The 24,489-nt window shown below is 71.0% G+C and carries 20 protein-coding genes; 11 read left to right on the top strand and 9 right to left on the bottom strand.

The window, feature by feature from the left end; genetic code table 11:
- Positions 1-78: 78 nt before the first annotated feature.
- The 6 genes from LJ657_RS18390 to LJ657_RS18365 all read right to left on the bottom strand — a co-directional run bounded on the left by LJ657_RS18390 (position 79) and on the right by LJ657_RS18365 (position 5,069).
- Positions 79-1,236, bottom strand: coding sequence for a serine hydrolase domain-containing protein (locus LJ657_RS18390; protein WP_232649700.1), 1,158 nt, complete (start codon positions 1,234-1,236; stop codon positions 79-81).
- 34 nt (positions 1,237-1,270) lie between these two features.
- Entirely contained in the window at positions 1,271-1,720 is a 450-nt protein-coding gene (locus LJ657_RS18385; RefSeq protein ID WP_232649699.1) for an organic hydroperoxide resistance protein, read from the bottom strand.
- 113 nt (positions 1,721-1,833) lie between these two features.
- Positions 1,834-2,304, bottom strand: coding sequence for a MarR family winged helix-turn-helix transcriptional regulator (locus tag LJ657_RS18380; RefSeq protein ID WP_232649698.1), 471 nt, complete (start codon positions 2,302-2,304; stop codon positions 1,834-1,836).
- Positions 2,301-3,050, bottom strand: a complete 750-nt coding sequence (locus LJ657_RS18375; RefSeq protein ID WP_232649697.1) for an energy-coupling factor ABC transporter ATP-binding protein — start codon at positions 3,048-3,050, stop codon at positions 2,301-2,303. Before LJ657_RS18375 ends, LJ657_RS18380 begins: the two co-directional genes overlap by 4 nt.
- Positions 3,051-3,259: 209 nt before the next feature.
- Positions 3,260-4,021 carry a cobalt ECF transporter T component CbiQ gene (gene cbiQ, locus LJ657_RS18370; protein WP_232649696.1) on the bottom strand — a complete coding sequence of 254 codons (762 nt, stop codon included), beginning with the start codon at positions 4,019-4,021 and terminating at the stop codon, positions 3,260-3,262.
- A gap of 1 nt (position 4,022) precedes the next feature.
- Positions 4,023-5,069, bottom strand: a complete 1,047-nt coding sequence (locus tag LJ657_RS18365) for an energy-coupling factor ABC transporter permease (RefSeq protein ID WP_232649695.1) — start codon at positions 5,067-5,069, stop codon at positions 4,023-4,025.
- Between the two features lie 168 nt (positions 5,070-5,237).
- Here LJ657_RS18365 and LJ657_RS18360 point away from each other — a divergent pair, with 168 nt between their 5' ends.
- On the top strand, positions 5,238-5,585 hold the full coding sequence (locus LJ657_RS18360; protein WP_232649694.1) for an SsgA family sporulation/cell division regulator: 348 nt from the start codon (positions 5,238-5,240) through the stop codon (positions 5,583-5,585).
- 73 nt (positions 5,586-5,658) lie between these two features.
- Here the strand turns inward: LJ657_RS18360 and LJ657_RS18355 are convergent, their stop codons facing one another.
- The 3 genes from LJ657_RS18355 to LJ657_RS18345 form a co-directional block, all read right to left on the bottom strand.
- Positions 5,659-7,335, bottom strand: a complete 1,677-nt coding sequence (locus LJ657_RS18355; protein ID WP_232649693.1) for a penicillin-binding transpeptidase domain-containing protein — start codon at positions 7,333-7,335, stop codon at positions 5,659-5,661.
- Positions 7,336-7,434: 99 nt separating this feature from the next.
- The gene (locus tag LJ657_RS18350) at positions 7,435-9,063 is read right to left on the bottom strand and encodes a penicillin-binding transpeptidase domain-containing protein (protein ID WP_232649692.1); all 1,629 of its coding nucleotides are present in this window, start codon (positions 9,061-9,063) and stop codon (positions 7,435-7,437) included.
- A 109-nt stretch (positions 9,064-9,172) separates the two neighbouring features.
- Positions 9,173-10,912: a dolichyl-phosphate-mannose--protein mannosyltransferase gene (locus LJ657_RS18345; RefSeq protein ID WP_232649691.1), complete on the bottom strand. Its 1,740-nt coding sequence runs from the start codon at positions 10,910-10,912 to the stop codon at positions 9,173-9,175.
- 96 nt (positions 10,913-11,008) lie between these two features.
- Between LJ657_RS18345 and rsmI the strand changes: the two genes are divergently transcribed.
- From rsmI to LJ657_RS18295, 10 genes are all read left to right on the top strand, one after another.
- Positions 11,009-11,869, top strand: a complete 861-nt coding sequence (gene rsmI, locus LJ657_RS18340) for a 16S rRNA (cytidine(1402)-2'-O)-methyltransferase (protein WP_232649690.1) — start codon at positions 11,009-11,011, stop codon at positions 11,867-11,869.
- A 246-nt stretch (positions 11,870-12,115) separates the two neighbouring features.
- Entirely contained in the window at positions 12,116-12,523 is a 408-nt protein-coding gene (locus tag LJ657_RS18335) for a hypothetical protein (RefSeq protein ID WP_232649689.1), read from the top strand.
- A gap of 46 nt (positions 12,524-12,569) precedes the next feature.
- The gene (locus LJ657_RS18330) at positions 12,570-13,457 is read left to right on the top strand and encodes a TatD family hydrolase (RefSeq protein WP_232649688.1); all 888 of its coding nucleotides are present in this window, start codon (positions 12,570-12,572) and stop codon (positions 13,455-13,457) included.
- 164 nt (positions 13,458-13,621) lie between these two features.
- On the top strand, positions 13,622-15,019 hold the full coding sequence (locus LJ657_RS18325) for a resuscitation-promoting factor (RefSeq protein WP_308117060.1): 1,398 nt from the start codon (positions 13,622-13,624) through the stop codon (positions 15,017-15,019).
- A 249-nt stretch (positions 15,020-15,268) separates the two neighbouring features.
- Positions 15,269-16,189 (top strand): 16S rRNA (adenine(1518)-N(6)/adenine(1519)-N(6))-dimethyltransferase RsmA, encoded by a 921-nt coding sequence (rsmA, locus tag LJ657_RS18320; protein ID WP_232649687.1) that lies wholly within the window; start codon positions 15,269-15,271, stop codon positions 16,187-16,189.
- Positions 16,186-17,085: a 4-(cytidine 5'-diphospho)-2-C-methyl-D-erythritol kinase gene (locus tag LJ657_RS18315; protein WP_232649686.1), complete on the top strand. Its 900-nt coding sequence runs from the start codon at positions 16,186-16,188 to the stop codon at positions 17,083-17,085. The genes rsmA and LJ657_RS18315 overlap by 4 nt, the downstream gene beginning before the upstream one ends.
- Positions 17,086-17,592: 507 nt before the next feature.
- Positions 17,593-18,717 carry a peptidoglycan recognition protein family protein gene (locus tag LJ657_RS18310; protein WP_232649685.1) on the top strand — a complete coding sequence of 375 codons (1,125 nt, stop codon included), beginning with the start codon at positions 17,593-17,595 and terminating at the stop codon, positions 18,715-18,717.
- A gap of 109 nt (positions 18,718-18,826) precedes the next feature.
- Positions 18,827-20,629, top strand: a complete 1,803-nt coding sequence (locus LJ657_RS18305; RefSeq protein ID WP_232649684.1) for an ABC-F family ATP-binding cassette domain-containing protein — start codon at positions 18,827-18,829, stop codon at positions 20,627-20,629.
- Between the two features lie 193 nt (positions 20,630-20,822).
- On the top strand, positions 20,823-22,502 hold the full coding sequence (locus LJ657_RS18300) for an outer membrane protein assembly factor BamB family protein (RefSeq protein ID WP_232649683.1): 1,680 nt from the start codon (positions 20,823-20,825) through the stop codon (positions 22,500-22,502).
- Positions 22,503-22,554: 52 nt separating this feature from the next.
- Positions 22,555-24,333 carry an outer membrane protein assembly factor BamB family protein gene (locus tag LJ657_RS18295; RefSeq protein WP_232649682.1) on the top strand — a complete coding sequence of 593 codons (1,779 nt, stop codon included), beginning with the start codon at positions 22,555-22,557 and terminating at the stop codon, positions 24,331-24,333.
- Positions 24,334-24,489: the final 156 nt, after the last annotated feature.

The following is a 24,489-nucleotide window of genomic DNA, read 5'->3' as shown; positions in this document are numbered from 1 at the left end:
CCGTCGGGCGTCTGCGGGTCAGGCGTGGCTGGTCGCGCCCACGCGTGGAGCCGCATACAGCCACAGCCCCGCGCCGCTTCAGGGCGCGGCCCGCACTGCCCTCACCAAGGCCTGCGCCCGTGGGTCCGCCGTCACGCTCTTGCGGAAGGCGTTCGTCACGTAGCCGAAGGCCATGCCCGTGTCGGGGTCGGCGAAGCCGAGGGCGCCGCCGCGGCCCGGGTGGCCGAAGGAGGTGGGGGAGAGGAGCGGGGACGCTGCCCCGTGCAGCATGTAGCCGAGGCCGAACCGGGTGCCCACCACCAGCACGCGGTCCGGCCCCGCGCTGCGTCCGGTGCGGGCCAGCTCCATGGTCTCCGGCGTGAACAGCCTTGTGCCGCCGTCCACTTCGCCGATCAGCGACGCGTAGAAACGCGCGAGCCCCTCGGCTGTCGCGATGCCGTTGGAGGCGGGCAGGGCGGCGGCGCGGTAGGCGGGGTCGTTCTCGTCGGGCAGCGGGGTGATCGCGGCGAAGGCGCGGCGGGTGAGGGAGCCGGGTTCGGCGTAGGCCTCGGAGACCGCGCGCTTGGGGCGGGTCCGCAGGCCGTGCGGGTTCGCCGGGGGGTCGATCTGGGACACCCGGCCCACCCGTCCCGCCTCGGACGCCGGCAGCCCGAGCCACAGGTCCGCTCCGACGGGGCCCGCGATCTCGTCCGCGATCCACTCGCCGATGCCCCGTCCCGTGATCCGCCGCACCAGCTCGCCCGTCAGCCAGCTGTACGTCTGCGCGTGGTACCCGTGGTCGGTGCCCGGCTCCCAGGCCGGTGCCTGCGCCGCGACCGCCTCGGCACCGAGGTCGGGGTCGGCGGCCTGGGCGGGAGTGAGCGGGCGGTCCAGCACGGGCACTCCGGCGCGGTGCGCGAGCAGGTGCCACACCCGCGTCCGCTCCTTGCCGGCCGCCTTGAACTCGGGCCAGTAGTCGCCGACCGGCGCGTCCAGGTCCAGCTCACCGCGCTGTTGGAGCAGCAGGAGTACGGCGGCGGCGACACCCTTGGTCGCCGAACGCACGATCTGGGCGGTGCCCCGCTGCCAGGGGTCCGTGCCGTCGACGTCCTTCGTGCCGCCCCACAGGTCGACGACCTTGTGCCCGTCACGGTAGACGGCGACGGCCGCGCCCCGGTCCCCGAGCACCTCGAAGTTCCGTACGAACGCTTCCCTGACCGGCTCGAAGCCCTCGGCGACCGCACCGTTCACATCCACGCCCGTACGCCTCCTGCCTGTGTGTACTCCCCACTCACCCAAGCAGAATCGTCACGTCGATGTTCCCGCGGGTCGCGTTCGAGTACGGGCACACCTCGTGCGCCGCGTCCACCAGCTTCGCCGCGACGTCCTGGTCCAGCACCGGGAGGGAGACGCTGAGGGCGACCGCGAGGCCGTAACCGCGCTGCTTGTTGGGGCCGATGCCGACCTTCGCGGCGACCGTGGAACCGGTGAGGTCGAAGCCGGAACGGCGGCCGACCAGCACCAGCGCGTTGTGGAAGCAGGAGCTGTAGCCGGCCGCGAACAACTGCTCCGGGTTGGTGCCGTTGCCGTCGCCGCCCAGCTCCGGTGGCATCGCGACCTTGAGTTCGAGCTGGCCGTCCTGGCTGGTGACGTAGCCGTCCCGGCCGCCGTGTGCGGTCGCCTCGGCGACGTACATGATTTTCGTCGGCCGGGTGTCGGCGTCCGTGACTTCGTCGTTCATGGCGCTCATGGTTGGCCCCCCAGAACAAGTGCGCGCAAGTACATCGTGCACAAGGTACTGGCTGGTAGGTCAGCAGTCCTGACCAGGGGGTGGCAACCGGGAGTAACCCGAGATCAGGGGTGTGCGGCGGCTTCGGCCTTCGCCGCCAGCCGCCAGAGCTCCTCGCGCAGCCGTGCGACCTCCGGTGCTTCGAGCCCCGTCGCCGCGAGCAGCGCGCCCGGTACGCACGCCGCGCGCTCCCGCAGTTCCTCGCCGCGCCCCGTGCACGCGACCAGCACCGAGCGCTCGTCGTGCGCCGCGCGCTCCCGGCGCACCAGGCCCGCCGCCTCCAGCCGCTTCAGCAGCGGCGACACCGTGCCGTAGTCGAGCCGCAGCGCGGTCGCCAGCTCCTTGACCGCGATCTCGCCGCGCTCCCACAGGACGAGCAGCACCAGGTACTGCGGGTAGGTGAGGCCGAGTTCGTCGAGGAGCGGGCGGTAGGAGGACGTCACCGCACGCTGGGCCGCGTACAGCGCGAAACACAGCTGGTCGTCGAGCAGCAGCGAGCCCTCGGGGCCCGTCGCCGTATGGTCCTCGTTCGTCACGCGCCCATTGTCACGGACCGCGGGTCGAAACCGAAGGGCAGCTCCAGCCGGTGGGCACGCATCAGGTCCTCGTCCAGGAGCAGCTCGGCCGTCCTGCCGTCCGCCGCGATCACGCCCTCGCTGAGGATCAGGGAGCGCGGGCACAGCTCCAGGGCGTACGGCAGGTCGTGCGTGACCATGAGGACGGTGACGTCCAACGAGCGCAGGATGTCGGCCAGTTCGCGCCGGGAGGCCGGGTCGAGGTTGGAGGACGGCTCGTCCAGGACGAGGATCTCCGGCTCCATGGCGAGTACGGTCGCCACGGCCACCCGGCGCCGCTGCCCGAAGGAGAGGTGGTGCGGGGGCCGGTCCTTGAACTCGGCCATGCCGACCCGCGCGAGCGCCCGGTCGACGCGCTCCTCCAGCTCCGGCCCCTTCAGCCCGGCCGCCGCGGGACCGAACGCCACGTCCTCGCGGACCGTCGGCATGAACAGCTGGTCGTCCGGGTCCTGGAAGACGATGCCGACCCTGCGGCGGATCTCCGCCATGTGCCGCTTGCCGACGGGCAGTCCGGCGACCGTGACCGAGCCCGCGCCGCCGGCCAGGATGCCGTTGAGGTGCAGCACCAGGGTCGTCTTGCCTGCACCGTTCGGCCCGAGCAGCGCGACCCGCTCGCCGTGCCCGATGGAGAAGTCGACGCCGAAGAGGGCCTGGTGGCCGTCGGGGTAGGCGAAGGCGAGGCCGGTCACTTCCAGTGAGAACGTCACCGAACCCTCCGAATCCCAGCGCGTGATCGGGTGCCGCCGATCACGAGCGGTGCATTGCGAGAACCAAGCATGCGCATTCCTTTTGGCGTTCACTGTGAAGACCGGGCAGGTTCCGTCCCGGCTGGTGCTGCGGGAGTAGGACCTCGCAGGTCGCTGACCTGTGGGGCTTCCTGAGCCAGGAATCCCCCTGCTGCTGGCTGGGGCAGGGTTCAAAGGGTCCATCCCAGCAAACACACAACGAGAGCCGCGCTCGGGAGCATGAGGGCGTACGACCACTGCGACCGGTCCGCGGTCACCTCGTCGATCACCGGCATCGAACCGGCGTAACCGCGGCTGACCATGGCCAGGTGGACGCGCTCCCCGCGCTCGTAGGAGCGGATGAACAGGGCGCCCGCCGACTTGGCGAGCACGCCCCAGTGCCGGACGCCCCGGGCCTCGAAGCCCCGGGACTCCCGAGCGATCCGCATCCGCCGCATCTCGTCCGTGATGACGTCGCCGTAGCGGATCATGAAGGACGCGATCTGCACGAGGAGCGGCGGGAGCTTCAACCGCTGGAGGCCGAGGAGGAGTTCGCGCAGTTCGGTCGTGGATGCGAGGAGTACGGAGGCGGCGACACCCAGCGTGCCCTTCGCGAGCACGTTCCAGGCGCCCCACAGGCCGTTCACGCTCAGGGACAGTCCGAGGACGTCCACCCGCTCGCCCTCCGCCACGAAGGGCATCAGCACCGCGAACGCGACGAACGGCACCTCGATCAGCAGCCGCTTGAGCAGGAACCCGGCGGGCACGCGAGCGAGCCGCGCGACGACGCCCAGGAGTACGGCGTACAGGCCGAACGCCCACATCGCCTCCCGTGGCGTGGACACCACGACCACCACGAACGCGAAGGCGGCGGCGAGCTTGGTGTGCGGCGGCAGGGCGTGCACGGGGGAGTGCCCGTGCCGGTAGAGCCTGTGTGCGTGCCCGGCGCCCACGTCAGACGCCCGTGCCGACGGGAGAGGCGTCGGCCGTGCGGCGCCTGCGCACCACCCAGAACACCGTGCTGCCCGCGACGACGGTCACGCCGACACCGATCACGCCCGCCAGGCCCTTGGAGAGGCCTGCGTCCGCGACGTCCCTGACGCCGTAGCCGGCGAGCGGGGAGCCGTCCGACGCGTGCTTCTGTGCCCTGCTGTCGAGGCCCTTGTCGTGGGCGACCTTCATCAGCCCGTCGGGGTTCGAGGAGGCGTAGAAGCTGACGAAGCCGGCCAGCACGAGGGAGGTGACCAGGCCGGTGATCCACAGTGTGCGGCGGGAGGTGCGCGCCGCGACGGGCGCCGGGCGGGACGGGGGAGCGTCCACGAGCTCGCCGTTCACGCGCAGCTTGAGCTTCTGCTCCAGACCGCGCGCGCCGTACACGAGATCAGGGCGTACGGCGATCACCGCACCCACTGTCAGCCCCGTGATCGCCGCCTCGCCGATCCCGATCAGTACGTGTACGCCGATCATCGCGGTGGCGACCTTGCCGATGGAGACGTCCGTGGTGCCGCCGACGGCGTAGATCAGCGTGAAGCAGACCGCGGCGGCCGGGACCGAGAGGAGCGCGGCGACGAAGGAGGCCACGGTCACCGAGCGCCGCCCGCGCGGGAGCACCTTCACCAGGCCCCGGAAGACGGCGTATCCGACCACCGTCGTGACGATCGCCATGTCGGTGATGTTCACGCCGAGCGCGGTCAGGCCGCCGTCCGCGAAGAGGATGCCCTGCATCAGCAGGACGACGGACACGCACAGGACGCCGGTGAAGGGGCCGACGAGGATCGCGGCGAGCGCGCCGCCGAGCAGATGGCCGCTGGTCCCCGCAGCGACGGGGAAGTTCAGCATCTGCACCGCGAAGATGAACGCCGCCACCAGCCCGGCCAGTGGCGCCGTCCGCTCGTCCAGCTCGCGGCGCGCGCCGCGCAGGCTCACCGCGACGACGCCCGCGGCGACGACTCCGGCCGCGGCGGAGACGGGGGCGTTGATGAATCCGTCAGGCACATGCACCGTTCGATGATAGTGCCTTGTTGCGAACTACTTGCAAGAGCGAGGCGCTCGTGCGTCGCTGTGTGGGTTGTACGACGCCAGGGGGCATATTCGGGAAAATATGGGACATTGGGAAGGGATGGATGCACAGTTTCCGCACAGGGCACGCAGCGTGAGAGGGCCGTCACGATGTCTGTAGTCGAGCAGTACGCACGAGCCCACCTGGTCACGGATGCGGCGGTACCGGACGACGAGACCGTCCCGGTGGTCCTGCGCTACGACCCCGACGTCGACCCGCGTGAGGTGCGGGTCGGACTGCCCGGGGCGGACGAGTGGAGTTTTTCCCGTTCCCTGCTGGAACAGGGCCTGCGCGCCCCGGCCGGCAGCGGTGAGGTGCGGGTGTGGCCTTGCGGCCGGGTTCAGGCCGTTGTCGAGTTCCACTCGGCGGACGGTGTCTCGGTGGTGCAGTTCGAGTCGAAGACCCTGCTGCGGTTTCTGCGCCGCACCTATATGGCTGCGGCGCCTGTCTCCCGGTGAGCTGTGCCGTCGTTCGTCTGCCACGCCGTCGTGGCTGGTCGCGCGGTTCCCCGCGCCCCTTCAGGGGCGCTGATCAACCGCCCATCCTGAGCAGTGCTGCCACGATCGGGCCCGCGGTGTCGCCGCCGTGGCCGCCCGCCTGGACCACGCCTGATGCGGCCAGGTCGCCGCAGTAGGCGGTGAACCAGCCGTTCGGCTTCTTCTGGCCGTCGACCTCGGCGGAGCCCGTCTTGGCGCCGCAGCCGGAGCTCAGACCCGACATCGCCTTGGCCGCCGTGCCGTAGGAGGCCGTGTAGGACATGACCTCCTTCAGCTCGGCCTGCGTCTTCGACGACATCGTGCGCGAGGCCTTCGCCAGTGTCCGTTTGTCCACCGACGGGGCGACCAGGTACGGCTGGTGGAAGGAGCCCGTCTCGACCGTCGCCGCCACCGACGCCATGTTCAGCGGGTTCATCCGCACCCCGCCCTGTCCGATCAGCGAGGCACCCATCTGTGCGCCGCTCATCACCGGGATCGAGCCGTCGAAGGTCGGGACGCCGATGGCCCAGTTGTTCAGGCCGAGGCCGTAGACCTGCTGGGCCTCCTGCGTCAGGTCGCTGTTGGACAGCTTCGGCGCGAAGTTGATGAAGGCGTTGTTGCAGGAGGCCCCGAAGGCCAGCTTGAACGAGCCCTGCTTGATCTCGGAGTTGTCGTCGTTGTGGAACGTCCAGCCCGCGAGCTTGTACGTCTTGGGGCAGGGGTGCGACTGGTCGGGGTGGACGAGGTCCTTCTCGAACAGCATCGTCGACGTCACGATCTTCATCGTGGAGCCCGGGGCCAGGGAGCCCTGGAAGGCGACGTTGAAGCCGGGGCTGTGGTTCGCCACGGCAAGGATCTCGCCGGTGGACGGACGCATGACGACGACCGAGGAGCTGTCCTTCGCCGCGACCTGCTTCTCGGCGGCGGCCTGGAAGGTCGGGCTCAGCGTCGTGTTCACCTTGCCCGGCGTGCCCTTGGTCAGCGTCAGCAGCGTCTTGTCGGACAGCTTGGCCTTCTGCGACGCCTTGCCACGCACCACGTCCAGCTCGACGCCCGCCTTGCCGCCGGCGGTCTTGCCGTACTTCTCGCGCAGACCGTCCAGGACCGGGCCGAGCGAGGGGTACTTGGCGGTCGTCAGCTCGCCGCCGTGGCGGTCGTACGCCTTGACCGGCGGCGTCCCGGACTCGCCGGTGACCAGGGTGTCGCCGTCCCTCAGGTCGGGGTGGACGACGGCGGAGTGCCAGTCGACGTACGGCTTGCCGTCCTCCTTCTTGCGCACGACCGTGAGCGCACTCCGGTACGCGAGCGGCAGCTTGGTGCCCTTGTAGGAGACCGTGCCCCTGACGGAGAAGGGGACCTTGTCGCCGGTGCGGGTGCCCTCGGTGAGCGTGGCGCCCGTGATGTGGGCGTCCTTGGTGAAGCCCGTCAGCAGGGTGGTGGCCGCCGCCGGGTCGTTCGTGGCCGCGGCGGCCTGCGTCACCTTGCCCTGCTGCCAGCCCGTGAGGAACCGCTCGGCCGCCGTCTGGACCTCGGTCGCGGACAGCGGGCCGGTCTTGACGGCCTTGTGGTCGGAGGTCGCGGACGTCGAGGCCGACCGGTCGTCGGCCGACGCCCCGCCGCCGTACAGCGCGTAGGCGCCGAAACCGGCGCCGCCGACCACCACGGCGATCATCCCGCCGACCACGGCGGGTTTGGTCTTCCGTCGCTCGGCGACGCGCTTTCTGTTGCCCACTGTTCCCGTTCCTCCGAGAGATCCCCAGGGTCCCCGTTGCCCACATCCATCCCAACCAACGACGGCAACAGCCTAGAGTCCCTTCCTCAACGGGTGACTTCAGGAGCCCGTCCGTAGCACAGCTGCGACAATCGGCCCGGCCGCCGTGCCGCCGTGGCCGCCCTCCTCGGTCATGGCCGCCGCCGCGATGTCACCCCGGAAACCCGTGAACCAGCTGTTGGACACGGCCTGTCCGTCGACCTCGGCGGAACCGGTCTTCGCGCCGAAGTCCCCGCGCAGCCCGGCCATCGCCTGCGCGGCGGTGCCCTGGGTCGCGGTGAGCCGCATCATCTGCTTCAGCTGCGCTGCCGTGCCCGCGGACAGGCCCTTCGCGGTGGCCAGTTGACGGTCGTCGAGCTTCGGCGACACCAGGTACGGCTGCCGGAAGTCGCCGGTGATGGCGGTCGCGGTGACCGACGCCATGTTCAGCGGGCTCATCTGGACCTGGCCCTGGCCGATGGCGTTCGCCGCGCGGTCCGGGCCGCTCACCGCGGGGACCTTGCCGTCGAAGGAGACGATGCCGGTCTTCCAGTTGTCCCGGCCGAGCCCGAACCGGTCCTGGGCCTCCGTCGTCAGCGAGGAGTCGGTGAGCGGCTTCTCGTCGATGAGCTTGATGAAGGCCGTGTTGCAGGAGCGCAGGAAGCTGCCCGCGAGCGTGGCCTTCTCGTCTGGCGGCATGTTCTTGAGGTTGGTGAAGGTCTGGCTCTGCCAGGTGGCGGTGGGCGGGCAGGGCGCGGGCCCGTTCATCGAGGTCACGCCGTTGTCGATGAGCATCGCGGCGGTGATGATCTTCATGGTGGAGCCGGGCGCGACCTGCCCCTCGAAGGCCGCGTTGAACTGGTCCTTGCGGTTGTTGGCCACCGCCAGTACTTCACCGGTGCTGGGCTTGACGGCCACCAGCGAGGACTGCGCGAACTTCTTCACCGCGGTCTCGGCCGCCGCCTGCGCACTCGCGCTGATCGTGGTCTGCAGTCTGCCCGCTCTGCCCTTGGTGAGGGTGAGCAGCGAGGTGTCGGCCGTGTCCGGGGCCGCGTGCTTGATCGACAGCTCGATGCCGGGGACCCCGCCCGCCTTGTCGCCGTAGCGGTCGCGCAGGGCGTCCAGGATCGGGCCGAGCGACGGGTACTTCTCCTTCGTGAGCGCGGCCCCGCCCCGGTCCACGGCCTCGATCGGAGGGTTCGCCGCCTCGCCGGTGACCAGGGTGTCGCCCTTCCGCAGCTGCGGATGGACGACCGACGGCTGCCAGTCGACCAGGGCCCGCCCGGTGGTCTTCCCGCGGACGACGGTCAGCTCACTCCGGTAGGTCAGGGGCTTCGACCTGCCCTCGTACGACACCGTTGCCTTGACCGTGTAAGGGACCGTCGCGCCCTTCGCCGTGCCCGGCGTGATCTTCACCGCGGTGATGTGCGCGGTGTTGTCGTAGGCGGTCAGCAGCGGTTCGGCCGCCGTGTCGTTGTTCGTGTACGTCGCCGCCCGGGCCGCCTGGCCCTTCTCCCAGGCCGCGAAGAACTTGGCCGACGTCTCCTTGATCTCGTCGCCGCTCGGCGGACCGGTCTTCACGGACGCCGATCCGTCCGACCCCCCGTCGCCGTTCAGCGCGGACACGATGTTGTACGCGCCGTATCCGGCGCCGCCCACCATCACAGCGAAGACGCTGCTGATGACGGTGACCTTGACCCCCTTGCCCATGAAGGGCCCCCCTCCCCGTTCCCCGTTGGTGCTCGCACTGTATGTGGCGTGAGGGGGAGCTGTGAGGGGTGTTTCCGTATGTTGTCCGATCGGAGACCCGGCGGGTCCGCTATACCCAGGTATCGATCCACATACGTGAACGCCAGTCGTCGATCGGGATGGCGATCCCGGTGTACAGCGGCCAGAAGTAGATGAAGTTCCAGGCGATCAGCAGCACCAGGACGCCCGCGCCCGTCGCGCCCGCCACTCGGCGGATGTCGCTCGACCCCGGTGGCCCGATGATCGCGCCCAGCAGCATCGCCACCGCCAGGCAGAGGAACGGCACGAAGACGACGGCGTAGAAGAAGAAGATCGTCCGCTCCTGGTACAGGAACCAGGGCAGATAACCGGCCGCGATACCGCAGGCAATGGCGCCCGCCCGCCAGTCGCGGCGCAGCAGCCAGCGCCACAGGATGTACAGGACCGCGAAGCAGGCCACCCACCACAGCAGCGGGGTGCCGATCGCGAGGACCTCGCGGGCGCACTTCTGGCCCGCGTCGACGGGGCAGCCGTCCTTGCCCGGCGAGGGGGACTCGTAGAAGTACGAGACGGGGCGGCCGTCGACGATCCAGCTCCAGGGGTTGGACATGTACGTGTGCGGCGAGTGCAGGTGGCGGTGGAACTCGTAGACCTCGTGCTCGTAGTGCCACAGGCTGCGCCACCAGTCCGGGAACAGCCAGGTCCAGTGGCCGCCCCTGCCGTCGGTGGCGGCCCAGTTGCGGAAGTAGCCGCCCTTGCCGTTGGTGGGGGAGAGGATCCAGCCGGTCCAGGAGACCAGGTAGGTGACGATCGCGACCGGGACCGTGGCCACGAAGGTGATCGCCGCGTCCGGCAGCACCGCCTTGTACGGGTTCCCGGCGCCCGCCACCTTGCGCGCGCCGATGTCCCACAGGATCGCCATCAGGACGAACGCGAGCAGGATGTACAGACCGTTCCACTTGGTGCCGATGGCCAGGCCCATCATCAGTCCCGCCAGCCAGCGCCACGGGCGCGGGCCCAGGCTGGTGGTCTCGGCGATGTACGCGTCCGGGCGGACGCGGCCGTCGGCGTCCGGCTGGAGCGCGGCCGCGAGTTTCTCCCGGGACTTGTCACGGTCGATGACCAGGCAGCCGAACGCGGCCAGCACGAAGAACATCAGCACACCGTCGAGCAGCGAGGTGCGGGCCATCACGAAGGCCAGCCCGTCGACCGCCATCAGCCCGCCCGCGAGGCAGCCGAGGAAGGTCGAGCGGAAGAGGCGGCGGCCGATGCGGCAAAGCATCAGGACCGACAGTGTGCCCAGCAGCGCGGTCATGAAGCGCCAGCCGAACGGGTTGAACCCGAAGATCAGCTCCCCGAGCCCGATGACGTACTTGCCGACCGGCGGATGGACGACGTACGCCGCGTCCGTCGGGATCGTGACGTGTCCGTTCAGCGCCAGGATCTGGTCGTTGGCGTTCTTGTCCCAGTTGACCTCGAAGCCGCGGTGGACGAGTGCCCAGGCGTCCTTGGCGTAGTACGTCTCGTCGAATATCACCGCCTTCGGGCTGCCCAGGTGCCAGAACCGCATCAGGCCCGCCATCAGCGTGACGAGCAGCGGGCCGCCCCAGGCCGACCAGCGTGTGATCCGCTCGGCGAGCAGCGGCGGCGCTCCCAGCACCTGCCACACCCGCGGGCCGGTCCGCACGTACGGCGGCACCAGACGCTCGCGGACGTCGCTTCTCGGCTCGGCCGTGTAGCCGAAACGGCGCAGCCGCTGCTGCCACGACGGCCGCTGGTCCTGCGGGCTCTGGCCTTGCCGGGTGTCCGGGGAGGACGCGGTACTGGTCACCGCGCCATCGTAGGGAACCGTTCTGTGTGAGTCGCGTGCATGGGCGGTAAGGGATCGGATGCGTCCCCATCCGTGTGCCCCTGGGAGGATGGGGGCGTGACCGGAACCCTCGTACTCGCAGGCACCCCCATCGGCGACATCGCGGACGCGCCGCCCCGGCTGGCCGAGGAGCTGGCGGGGGCCGATGTCGTCGCCGCCGAGGACACACGGCGGCTCAGGCGGCTGACGCAGGCGCTGGGCGTCACGCCCAGGGGGCGGATCGTGTCGTACTTCGAGGGCAACGAGACCGCCCGTACGCCCGAACTCGTCGAGGAACTGGTCGGCGGTGCGCGTGTGCTGCTGGTCACGGACGCCGGCATGCCCTCCGTGTCCGACCCCGGGTACCGGCTGGTCGCCGCCGCCGTCGAGAAGGACGTCCGGGTCACCGCCGTGCCCGGCCCGTCCGCCGTGCTCACCGCGCTCGCGCTGTCCGGGCTGCCCGTCGACCGGTTCTGCTTCGAGGGCTTCCTGCCGCGCAAGGCGGGGGAGCGGCTGACGCGCCTGAAGGAGGTCGCCGAGGAGCGGCGGACCCTCGTCTACTTCGAGGCCCCGCACCGCCTCGACGACACCCTGGCCGCCATGGCCGAGGTCTTCGGCACCGAGCGGCGGGCCGCCGTCTGCCGGGAGCTGACCAAGACGTACGAGGAGGTCAGGCGGGGCGGGCTCGGCGAGCTGGCCGCCTGGGCCGCGGAGGGGGTGCGCGGCGAGATCACCGTCGTGGTCGAGGGCGCGCCCGAGAAGGGGCCCGAGGAACTCGACGCCGCCGAGCTGGTGCGGCGGGTGCGCGTGAGGGAGGAGGCGGGGGAGCGCCGCAAAGAGGCCATCGCGGCGGTCGCGGCAGAGGCGGGGCTGCCCAAAAGGGAGGTGTTCGACGCGGTTGTGGCCGCGAAGAATGCCCATTCGGCGAGTGGGTCGTGAGGCTTTCGTGAAGCGAGCCACACCCCCTCTGAGCAGGGCGCATCTCGCCTGAGCAGGCGCCCCCCAAACAGGCAAAGCAAGGCCGTGGAAAGCAAAGCCCAGACCCCCTTGCCGAGGCCGGTATGGCAAGGAAAATCCAAATCGGCTCCAACAGACGACAGGGCTGATGCATTCGCTCCGCAGGAGGCGTCCACTGGTTGAAGGGACGTATCCGTCCCTTGGTCCAGCAGATCAAGAGGAGCTGGCATGAGCGAGATCTCAGGGCAGTCCGGCCTCCGCGGCGCGGCGAACCCAGTCGTACACGAGTCCTATTCCTTCGCCTGCATGCGCTGCGGGCACGGCTGGGAGCAGTCGTACGAGATAGAGCACCACCACGACGCCGAGGGCCACGAGTTCGTGATGTACGTGGCCGAGGGACAGATCGTTCCGTCCCCGCTGTCCAAGCCGACGTGCACGAACTGTGACAGCCATGTCGTACGGATCATGCGGCCCGGGCAGGTCTCGTCGGTGCGTGACGCGGTGTACAAGCAGCAGCGGCGGACACCGCAGGCAGAGACCCAGGAGCCCGCAGCCGAGGGCGCCGAGGCCGGCGAGCGGGACCACCACTGGCATCTCTCCGATCTCCTCCACCCCTTCCACCGCAAGGCGAGCTGACAGCTCCGGCGGCGGGGCGGGCATGCCCCTTTCGTAGGATCGGAGCATGCCCTCCTCCAGCTCCCCCAGCGAGAAGCACCCGGCCCCGCCCCTCCCGGAACCCCTCCGGGTGGCCGTCGCCGACTCCCACACCCACCTCGACATGCAGTCGGGCACGGTCGAGGAGGCTCTCGCGAAGGCCGCTTCGGTGGGCGTGACGACGGTCGTGCAGGTCGGCTGCGACGTTCGGGGCTCGCGGTGGGCCGCCGAGACGGCGGGACTGTACGACGCCGTCCACGCGGCCGTCGCCCTGCACCCCAACGAGGCGCCGCGCATCGTCCACGGCGACCCCGACGGCTGGTCCAGGCAGGGCGCGCGCGAGCCGGGGGGCACGGCGGCGCTCGACACGGCGCTCGCCGAGATCGCGCGCCTGGCCGCGCTCCCGCAGGTCAAGGGCGTCGGCGAGACGGGCCTCGACTACTTCCGCACCGGCCCCGAGGGCAAGGAGGCGCAGGAAACCTCCTTCCGCGCCCACATCGAGATCGCCAAGCGGCACGGCAAGGCCCTCGTCATCCACGACCGCGACGCCCACACGGACGTGCTGCGCATCCTCAAGGAGGAGGGCGCCCCAGAGCGGACGGTGTTCCACTGCTACTCCGGGGACGCCGACATGGCCCAGGTGTGCGCCCGCGCCGGGTACTTCATGTCCTTCGCCGGCAACGTCACCTTCAAGAACGCCCGGCATCTGCGGGACGCGCTCGCCGTGGCCCCCCTGGAGCTGGTCCTGGTGGAGACCGACGCGCCCTTCCTGACACCGGCGCCGTACCGCGGACGGCCCAACGCCCCGTATCTCATTCCGGTCACGGTGCGCGCCATGGCCGACGTGCGGGGCATCGACGAGGACGCGCTGGCGACAGCCCTCGCGGCGAACACGGCCCGCGCTTTCGACTACTGAGCGTGGTCGTTCATAACCCTCCGATAACACCGCGGTGGGATCGCCGCCGCCCCCTTGGCCACTCTGTGTAGCGACGCCGCTTTGGAGAGTGATACGGGCTCCGCTAGGTTCTGGTGCCCGATCCGGACCCCTCTGGACCCCTACGGCCCCTGGAGCGTGTCGGCGTGAGCAACTCGCAGTACTCGCAGTACTCGCAGTACGGGACGCATGAGGCGTACGACCCGGCGTACCCGCCGGCGTACGGCGCCTACGACGTGCACAGCGCGCAGACCCTGGCCTACGGGGTGCCCGGGACGTACGAGGACACGTACCGGCCCGCCTACGAGGCGGCCCAGCCACCCGAGCCGACGCTCCCGCGGCAGGTGGGGAGCGCGGCCGACGAGGAAGAGCCCGAGCCCGCCGCGCGCACCGGAACCGGACGCAGGCGCCGGGCCGCACGCCGGCGCAGGGCGCGGCCCATCGAGCTCCCGGACGGCTCGATGCGCCGGCTGCTGCCGCAGGCGCTGGTCGTCGCCTTCCTGGCCGGCGGCACCACCGCCTTCGTCGCCAAGGACAAGGCCATCGAGCTGAACGTCGACGGCAAGCCGCGCACCCTGCACACCTTCGCCGACGACGTGACCGAACTGCTCGGACAGGAGAGCGTCGATGTGGGGTCGCACGACGTGATCGCGCCCGGCCCCGGCACCGCGATCCGCAGCGGCGACGAGATCGTGGTGCAGTACGGGCGCCCCGTGCGGCTCACCATCGACGGACACCGGCGTGAGGTGTGGACGACCGCGCACACGGTGCAGGAGGCGCTCGAGGAGATGGGGGTGCGGGCCCAGGGCGCGTATCTGTCCGCCGCGCGCTCCCGGCACATCGGACGCGCCGGGCTCTCGCTCGACGTGCGCACCGAGCGGTCGGTCACGGTCATGGCCGACGGCCACGCGCGCACGGTCCGTACGAACGCGGCGACCGTGCGGGAGGTCGTCGAGGAGGCCGGGATCTCCCTGCAGGGCGAGGACACCACCTCCGTACCGGCGGACAGCTTCCCGCGCGACGGGCAGACCGTCACCGTGCTGCGGGTCACCGGCACCAAGGAGGTCCGCGAGGAGGAGATCCCGTTCAAGGTGAAGCGGGCGGACGACCCAGGGCTGTTCAAGGGCACGGAGGTCGTCGACCGCGTGGGACAGCCGGGCCTGCGGCGGATCACGTACTCCCTGCGCATCGTCAACGGGGTCAGGCAGAAGCCCCGTCAGACCGACTCCGAGGTGGTGCGCGAGCCGCAGCCGCAGATCGTCAAGGTGGGTACGAAGCCGCTCCCGACGTCCGTGCGCGGCGCCGACGACCTGAACTGGAAGGGCCTCGCGGCCTGCGAGTCGGGCGGCCGTCCGCACGCCGTCGACCCCTCGGGAACCTACGGCGGCCTCTACCAGCTGGAGTCCCGCACCTGGCAGAGCCTCGGCGGCAGCGGACGCCCCGAGGACGCGTCCCCGGAGGAGCAGACACTCCGAGCGAAGAAGCTGTACGTACGCCGGGGGGCGAGCCCTTGGCCGCATTGCGGGGCGCGGTTGCACGGGTGAGGGGCGCGGCCGCACGGCGGTGCGGGCCGTGGTTCGCCGCGGGCGCGTCGTGGCTTGTCGCGCGGTTCCCCGCGCCCCTGGGGCGGCACGGCTGAGCGGCGGCAGGTCGTGCCCCGTAGGGGCGCGGGGCTGTGTCGATATGCGGCTCCGCCGCGTGGGCGCGATCAGCCCCCACCGGCCCGCAGGCGGTCGACGGCCGATCGCGGCACCGAGCGAACCGCTCGGTTGCCGCCACGTACCCTTGTCGCCGTGAGCAGCAGCCCAGCCCCCGACGCCCTCCTGGGCCCCGCCGACGTCCGCGAACTGGCGGCAGCCCTCGGTGTCCGCCCCACCAAGCAGCGCGGTCAGAACTTCGTGATCGACGCGAACACGGTCCGCCGTATCGTCCGCACCGCCGGGGTCCGCCCGGACGACGTGGTGGTGGAGGTGGGCCCGGGGCTCGGCTCCCTCACCCTGGCTCTGCTGGAGGTGGCCGACCGCGTCACCGCCGTCGAGATCGACGACGTACTGGCCGCGGCGCTGCCCGCCACCGTCGCGGCCCGGATGCCGGAGCGCGCCGACCGTTTCGCGCTGGTGCACTCCGACGCGATGCGCGTGACCGAGCTGCCCGGCCCCGCCCCGACCGCGCTCGTCGCGAACCTCCCCTACAACGTCGCCGTGCCCGTGCTGCTGCACATGCTCGAGACCTTCCCGAGCATCGAACGCACCCTCGTCATGGTCCAGTCGGAGGTCGCCGACCGCCTCGCCGCCGCGCCCGGCTCGAAGGTGTACGGCGTCCCGTCCGTGAAGGCCAACTGGTACGCCGAGGTCAAGCGGGCCGGCGCCATCGGCCGCAACGTCTTCTGGCCCGCGCCGAACGTCGACAGCGGCCTCGTCTCGCTGGTCCGGCGCACCGAGCCGCTCAAGACCACCGCCGCGCGGCGCGACGTGTTCGCGGTCGTCGACGCGGCCTTCGCCCAGCGGCGCAAGACGCTGCGGGCCGCGCTCGCCGGGTGGGCCGGGTCGCCCGCGGCGGCGGAGGCTGCCCTCGTGGCCGCCGGGGTGTCGCCGCAGGCGCGCGGGGAGGCCCTGACGGTCGAGGAGTTCGCGCGCATCGCCGAGCACGCCGAGCACGCCAAGCCCGCCGAGCACGCCGAGAACACTGCGAACAAGGAGCCCGGTCACCAGTGAGCGTCACCGTACGCGTCCCCGCCAAGGTCAACGTCCAGCTCGCGGTGGGTGCGGCCCGCCCCGACGGCTTCCACGACCTGGCCAACGTCTTCCTGGCGGTCGGCCTCCATGACGAGGTGACCGTGACGCCCGCCGACGAGCTGCGCGTGACGTGCGAGGGGCCGGACGCCGACCAGGTGCCGCTGGACGTGACGAATCTGGCGGCGCGCGCGGCGATCGCGCTCGCCGGGCGGCGGGGCATCGAGCCCGCCGTGCACATCCACATCGCCAAGGACATCCCGGTCGCCGGCGGCATGGCGGGCGGCAGCGCGGACGGCGCGGGCGCGCTGCTGGCCTGCGACGCGCTGTGGCAGGCGGGCGCCTCCCGGGCCGAACTCCTCGCCATCTGCGCCGAGTTGGGCAGCGATGTGCCGTTCAGTCTGGTGGGCGGGGCGGCACTGGGCACCGGGCGCGGCGAGCAGCTGCGCACGCTGGAGGTCGGCGGCACCTTCCACTGGGTGTTCGCGATGGCCGGCCGCGGGCTGTCCACGCCGGCCGTCTTCCGCGAGTTCGACCGGCTCTCGGAGGGGATCGGCATCCCCGAGCCCGTCGCCTCCGAGGAACTCCTGCGCGCCCTCGCGAAGGGCGACCCCGACGCGCTCGCCGCGGCCGTCTCCAACGACCTGCAGCCCGCCGCCCTCTCCCTCTTCCCCGAGCTCGCCGGCACCCTCGCCGCAGGGACCGCCGCGGGCGCCCTCGCCGCGCTGGTCTCCGGCTCGGGCCCGACCACGGCCTTCCTCGCCCGGGACCCGGAGTCGGCGGCCAAGGTGGCGGAGACACTGCGCAGTTCGGGCACCTGCCGGACGGTCCGTACGGCGTCGGGGCCGGCGGCGGGCGCGACGGTGATCGGCGGCTGAAGGCCGTCGTCCGACGGCCTGCGCGGTGCCCGAGGTGTCCTTGGTGGGCGGCCCGGTCGCCGACGTGATCCACCTCCTGGCCGAACTGGGACGGTGTGCCCATCGAGGTCGAGGACAGCGGCTCCGGCTTGAACGAGGACGCCCTCGCCGAGGCCGGCCGCAAGGTCCACGCAGGGGCTGCGGGTCGAGCTCCGGTCCTCGCCGAACGGCGGTGTGACGGCCGCCGTGTTCCTCCCCGGGAACCTGACGCGCGACGACATGCCGGTGGGCGTACGCGCGGCCGGCGGGCGCGGGCCGGCCCCCGCCTCGGCGCCGATCACACGGAATCCGGACGGGTGGCGCCGTACACGATCTTCGCCCGATCTTCACACGGAAGAGCCGGATTTCCACGCGGATGTACTGCAATCGCAGTACTGATGGGGCGGGTGGTGCCAATAGGGTCGGTTGAGCTTTCAAGCGCCCGGTGTGGCGCGCCTACGCCATCTGCACAGCCGAAGGGTCACGCACGTGTCCGAATCCCCCACGCCCACCCCCGCCCATCGCAGGAAGCGCTCTCTGTCCCGTCGCGGCGCGATCGGTGCCGCCGCCGCCGTGGCCGGCGCGGCCGCCGTGACCCCGGCGGTCTTCGCGGCCACCGGCTCCGGCTCCGGCGACGGTGACGGCTCCACCTCCGGCTCCGGCTCCGGCGGCTCCGGTACGACTCCGGAGAAGTTCCCCGCCACCCGGACCGAGGCCGCCACCGGCACCGGCGAGGCCACCACCGCCTTCGCCGCCTCCTACGTCGGGGTGCGCTGGTCCGGCGCGAAGGACGGCACCGCCATCAAGCTCGCGGACGGCGCCTGGCAGACCCTGACCAGCGGCTGCGCGGCCGTCGAGGAGGGCGGCACGGCCCTGGTCGCCGCCCGGAACGCCACCGCGTACGCCGTGAAGGCCGCGAGCGACGTCTCCGCCCTGCACTCGCTGGCGATCGACTGCACCGACGGCCCCGGCCGTACCTTCCACGTGCCGAGCGAGCCGACCCGTATGCGGGGCGTCCGCTACCTCTCGCGTCCGGCCTGGGGTGCCGACGAGTCCAAGCGGTACAAGGACGGCAAGGTCAACTCGCCCGAGAAGTACTACCCGTTGCAGGTGCTCACGGTCCACCACACCGCGACGCCGAACGACGACCCCGACCCGGCCGCCACCGTCCGCGCGATCTACGAGTACCACGCGATCACCAACGACTGGGGCGACATCGGCTACCACTTCCTCATCGACGAGTCCGGCACCGTCTACGAGGGCCGCTACTCCGGCGACGACGGCATCCCGGCCTTCAACGAGGACGGCGACCTCGTGACCGCCTTCCACTCCGTGGGCTACAACTCCGGCAACCTCGGGATCGCCCTGATCGGCACCCTCCAGGACAAGGCCCCCACGGACGCGGCCAAGGCCTCCCTGATCCGCCTGATCAAGGTGATCTGCCGGATCAAGGGCCTGGACCCGCAGGCGAAGGTCACCTACACCAACCCCGTGAACGGCGTGAAGAAGGACACGAACACCATCGGCGGCCACCGGGACTACTTCGACACCGAGTGCCCCGGGCAGACGATGTACGGCCTCCTCGCCGAGGTCAGGGCGGCAGCAGCCCGCTGACCTGCGGTGATCCGCCGCGGGATCGGTCACCGACCGGCGCACATTAGGCTGGGAGGCTGACCCCCGCGGCGGAGCCGCATGTCGAGCACAGCCCCTGGGCAGGAGCGTAATGGCCGTCAATCTGGTCAATGTCGAGAACGTCAGCAAGGTGTACGGCACTCGTGCCCTGCTCGACGGCGTGTCCCTCGGCGTCTCCGAAGGCGACCGGATCGGGGTGGTCGGGCGCAACGGCGACGGCAAGACCACCCTGATCCGCATGCTGGCCAAGCTGGAGGACGCCGACACCGGGCGGGTCACCCACTCCGGCGGGCTCCGCCTCGGCGTGCTCACCCAGCACGACTCCCTCGACCCGCAGGCCACCGTCCGGCACGAGGTCATCCGGGACATGGAAGACCACGAGTGGGCGGGCAACGCCAAGATCCGGGACGTGCTGACCGGCCTGTTCGGCGGGCTCGACCTGCCGGGCTTCCCACAGGGCCTCGACACGGTCATCGCGCCGCTCTCCGGTGGCGAGCGGCGCCGTATCGCGCTCGCCAAGCTGCTCATCGAGGAACAGGACCTGATCGTCCTCGACGAGCCGACCAACCACCTCGACGTCGAGGGCATCTCCTGGCTCGCCCGGCATCTGCGCGAGCGCCGCTCGGCGCTCGTCTGCGTCACCCACGACCGCTGGTTCCTGGACCAGGTGTGCACGCGCATGTGGGATGTGCAGAAAGGCGACGTCTACGAGTACGAGGGCGGCTACTCCGACTACGTCTTCGCGCGTGCCGAGCGCGAGCGGATCGCCGCCACCGAGGAGGTCAAGCGGCAGAACCTGGTCCGCAAGGAGCTGGCCTGGCTGCGGCGCGGGGCACCCGCGCGTACGTCGAAGCCGCGCTTCCGGGTCGAGGCCGCCAACGAGCTCATCAAGGACGTCCCGCCGCCCCGGGACAGCTCCGAGCTGATGAAGTTCGCCTCCTCCCGGCTGGGCAAGACGGTCTTCGACCTGGAGGACGTCACTGTCCAGGCCGGCCCCAAGGTGCTGCTCAAGCACGTCACCTGGCAGCTCGGCCCCGGCGACCGCATCGGCCTGGTCGGCGTCAACGGCGCCGGCAAGACCTCCCTGCTGCGGGCCATGGCCGAGGCCGCGCGCACCGAGGGCGAGACGCAGCCCGTCGGCGGGCGGGTAGCCGTCGGCAAGACCGTCAAGCTCGCCTACCTCTCCCAGGAGGTCGCCGAGCTGAACCCGAACCTGCGGGTCCTGGAGGCCGTGCAGCAGGTCCGCGAGCGCGTCGACCTCGGCAAGGGGCGGGAGATGACCGCCGGGCAGCTGTGCGAGACGTTCGGCTTCAGCAAGGAGAAGCAGTGGACGCCGGTCGGCGACCTGTCCGGCGGTGAGCGCCGCCGGCTCCAGCTGCTGCGTCTGCTCATGGACGAGCCCAACGTCCTCTTCCTCGACGAGCCCACCAACGACCTCGACATCGAGACCCTGACCCAGCTGGAGGACGTCCTCGACGGCTGGCCCGGCTCGATGATCGTCATCTCCCACGACCGGTTCTTCGTCGAGCGCACCACCGACCGCGTGTTCGCGCTGCTCGGTGACGCCACCCTGCGGATGCTGCCCCGCGGCATCGACGAGTACCTGGAGCGGCGGCAGAGGATGGAGGAGGCGGTCGCGGCCGCCGCCCCCGTCGCGGCCAGGCCCGCCGCCGAGAAGAGCGCGGCCGACCAGCGCGTCGCGAAGAAGGAACTCCAGAAGATCGAGCGGCAGTTGGACAAGGTCTCCGAGAAGGAGACCAAGCTGCACGCCCAGATCGCCGAGAACGCCACCGACTTCGCCAAGGTGGCCGAACTCGACGCCCGGCTGCGGGACTTGGCGGGCGAGCGCGAGGACCTGGAGCTGCGCTGGCTGGAACTCGCCGAAGACGCGTGAAGGCCGCGTGAAGGCCCATAACGGCGGTATCACGGGCCGGTTCTCCCTTGGGAACAGGGGCTGAACCGGCCCGCTGCGCTGTCAGTGGCGGGTGATACAAAGAGCCGTCTGAGAACTTTCTGAGTACGACTCTGAGTCTTTTACGCACCTCAGGGCGTGGCTAAAAATCAGTGATGAACGGGGGAACGCGCTGATGACCCAGCCGCCGAACCAGCCGCCGCAGGGCGGATTCGGGGCCCCGCCCCCACCACCCCAGGGCCCACCGCCGGGCCCTTACGGTCAGCCGGGCTCCTATCCCCAACAGCCAGGCCCCTATGGCCAACCCGGCCCCTACGGACAGCCCGGTCCGTACGGCCAACCGCAGCAGCCCGGCCCGTACGGCGCGCAGCCCGGTTACGGCTATCCGCCGCAGCCCCAGTACCCCGGTGCGCCCGGCACCCCGCCGCCCGGCTCCGGCAACCCCTTCAAGGGGAAGCCGGGCCTGGTCATCGCGGCGGCCGTCGCCGCGCTGGCCGTCATCGGCGGCACCGTCTACGCCGTGACGAGCGGGGGCGGCGACGACAAGAAGCCGGTCGCCGGGCAGAGCGACGACGCGAAGCCCACCGCCACCGGCTCGGGCGACTCCGGTGGCAGCGGCGGCGGTTCCGACCCGGAGGGCCTCAACTCGGGCCGCAAGGCGGGCGAGGCGAAGGTGCTCTGGTACAAGTCGCCGCCGGACGCGCCCGGTGCGGGCGCCGATGCACCCGGCATGTGGATCACCGACAAGGCGGCCGTGAAGGCGGCCTACAAGCAGGTCTTCGCCTACGACGTGGCCGACGGCAGCCCGGCCTGGGACACCGTCACCTTCCCGCAGAAGATCTGCGCGGTCACCCCGCAGAAGTCGGCCGACGACAAGATCGTGGTGGCCTACGAGAGCGGCACCGGCCAGCGCGCCAAGTGCAACCAGCTCCAGCAACTCGACCTGAGCACCGGCGACAAGGGCTGGAGCGGCACGCTCCCCGAGGGCGCGCTGTTCGACAGCACCCTCGACATCTCCCTGTCCGTCACCGGCCGGACGGTGCTGGTGGGCCGCTCGCAGTCCGGAGTGGCGTACGACATCGACAGCGGAAAGAAGCTGTTCGACAAGAAGAAGTACGGCAGCGCCTGCTTCCCCACCGCGTTCGCCGGCGGCAGCAGGCTGATCTCCGTCGCGACCTGCGACGCCAGCGAGCCCAACGAGCACGACGAGATCCAGGAGCTCGACCCGGCCACCGGCCGGGCCAAGTGGACGCAGAAGTTCGACAAGGGCTGGTCGGTCACGCGGACGTACTCCGTCGACCCGCTGGTCGTCTACAGCACCAACCAGGACAAGAAGGCCTGGAACATCTCGACCTTCGGCGCGAACGGCAAGTTCCGCTCCCAGGTCCGCGTCGACGAGAACTTCGCCCCCCAGTGCGGCTGGACGCTCCTCGAACGTGACCTCCAGGCATGCAAGGGCGTGACGGCCGACGCGAACACCCTCTACCTGCCGACCGACGCGACCACCGGGCCGAACGAGATCGTCGCGATCGATCTCGCGAGCGGCAAGGAGAAGTGGCGCGTCAAGTCCCCGGCGGACGAGTCGATGCTGCCGGTCAAGGTCGAGGGCGGCAGGCTCATCGCCTATGTGCAGCCGTCGTACGACGCGGGCGGCCGGGTCGTGTCGATCGCGACGAGCGGCTCCAGCCACACGCCGGTGACGCTGCTGCAGAACCCGCAGAGCACGGCGGGCCTGGAGAGCGCACTCTTCACCAAGACCTTCGACTGGGTCGACGGACGCTTCTATCTCTCGCCCACCCGGATCAGCGGGAACGACGACTCGAAGGGCAAGTTGATGCTCGCCTACGGCAAGTGACCTCTCCCCACACCCCGTCGTCCCCGCCGTCCGCTCACGAGGTACCCACCCCATGACCCAGCCCCCGCCGCCCCACCAGCCCCCGCAGCAGGGCGGCTTCGGCCCGCCCCAGGACCAGCGGCCACCGCAGCCACCCCCGCAGCCGGGATACGGCTATCCCCAGGCGCCGCAGCCTCCGCAGCAGCCCGGATACGGCTACCCGCAGGCGCCTCAACCGCCCCAGGGCCAACCGCCCCAGGGCCAACCGCCGCAGCAGCCCAACCCCTACGCACAGCCCACGCCACCGTACGGCCAGGCGCCCAACCCCTACGGCCAGCAGCCCGGTTACGGCTACCCGCAGCCGCCCGTGCCGCCGCACCCGCAGCCCGGGTCGCCCGCCGGCGGGCGCAAGGGCAACGCGCAGGCACTGATCATCCTCGCGGCGGTCGTCGCCGTCGCGCTGCTCGTCGCCGGCGGCGTCTGGTACGCCTCGTCCGGCAAGGACGACGGCAAGAAGGACGACACAGCGAGCTCCGGTGGCGGCACCGGGGGCGGCGGCACCGGAGGCACCGGCGGCAGCACGGCCAAGGGCGAGGAGAAGGTGCCCGCCGACACCGGCGCGAAGATGCTGTTCAAGGTCCCGATGCCGCACGTCGGCGACACCACCGTCGTGTCCGGTTCCTGGCTCACGCACAAGGCGTACGTGAAGAGCGGCGTCGCCGAGATCAACGCGTACGACCTCGACAAGGGCAGCAAGCTGTGGACGATCAAGCTGCCCGGCCCGGTCTGCACGGTCAGCACGCACACCACCGACGACGACCGGACCGCCGTCGTCTTCCAGCCCCGGATGCCGCCGAAGGGCAGGTCGGCGGGGTGCAGCCAGGTCGCGGCGATCGACCTGGACGCGGGCAGGAAGCTGTGGACGAAGTCGCTCGAATCCAGCGGCCAGGCGATGACGTTCGAGAACGTCACCGTCAGCGCGAACACGGTCGCCGCGGGCGGCAACTACGGCGGCGTCGCCTTCGACCTCGCCGCCGGCAGACAGCTGTGGGCGCCGAAGCCCAAGGACACCTGCATCGACGCCGGCTACGGCGGCGGCGAGAAGCTGGTCGCGGTGCTCAAGTGCGGCTCGTTCGACGACCCGCAGCTGCACATCCAGACCATCGACCCGAAGTCCGGGAAGACGATCTCCGAGTACAAGCTGGCCGCCGGCATCGAGTACGCCGCCGTCGTGTCGACGAACCCGCTGGTCGTGGCGGCCGACGTCGGCCACAGCGCGGGCGACGGCAGTGAGATCTCGGACTTCTTCTCCATCGACAACAAGACCGGCAAGCTGATCACCCGCATCTCGGCACCGGGCAAGGACTACGCGGCCCGCTGCGACGCGATCTCCGAGCTCGAACACTGCACGGGTGTCGCGGTCGGCAACGGCAGGCTGTACCTCCCGACCGAGGCGCACGACGGCACCGAGAACTACAGCCAGACCAACGAGATCGTCGCCTTCGACCTGGACTCCGGCAAGCAGAACGGCCAGCGCGCCGACGCCGGCGACGGCTACACGATCACCCCGCTGCGCATGGACGGCGGCAACGTGATCGCGTACAAGCGCCCTCCGTACAACAAGGGCGGCCAGATCGTCAGCATCGACGGCGGCTCCTTCAAGGAGACCAAGCTGCTGGAGAACCCGGCGGCGGGGTCGGTGCGGAACCTGGAGGGCACCCTGTCACCCGACTACTCCGAGATCCTCTACTCGCAGGGCCACCTGTACATGGCCGGCCAGTTCGCCGACAAGCTGTCGAGTTCGGTCTCGGGGGAGAAGGTCCTGGCGCTCGCGCTCGGCGCCGGCGGCTGAACCACTGCTCGGCGGCCACGGCCCCGTCCCTGGTCAGGGGCGGGGCCGTGCGCGTACCGCCCATCACCCTCGAATGCGCGGAAAGCCAGAAATTCCGTCGATCAGGGGCACTTCTCACCGGTAGGGGGAGCGCAATGTCGAACAAGCGTGTAGCTT

The organism is Streptomyces guryensis (assembly GCF_021261325.1).
In the GTDB taxonomy this organism is placed as follows: Bacteria; Actinomycetota; Actinomycetes; order Streptomycetales; family Streptomycetaceae; genus Streptomyces; species Streptomyces guryensis.
The sequence above is the reverse complement of the archived record's forward strand: the minus strand, read 5'-3'. Positions and strand labels throughout refer to the sequence as shown.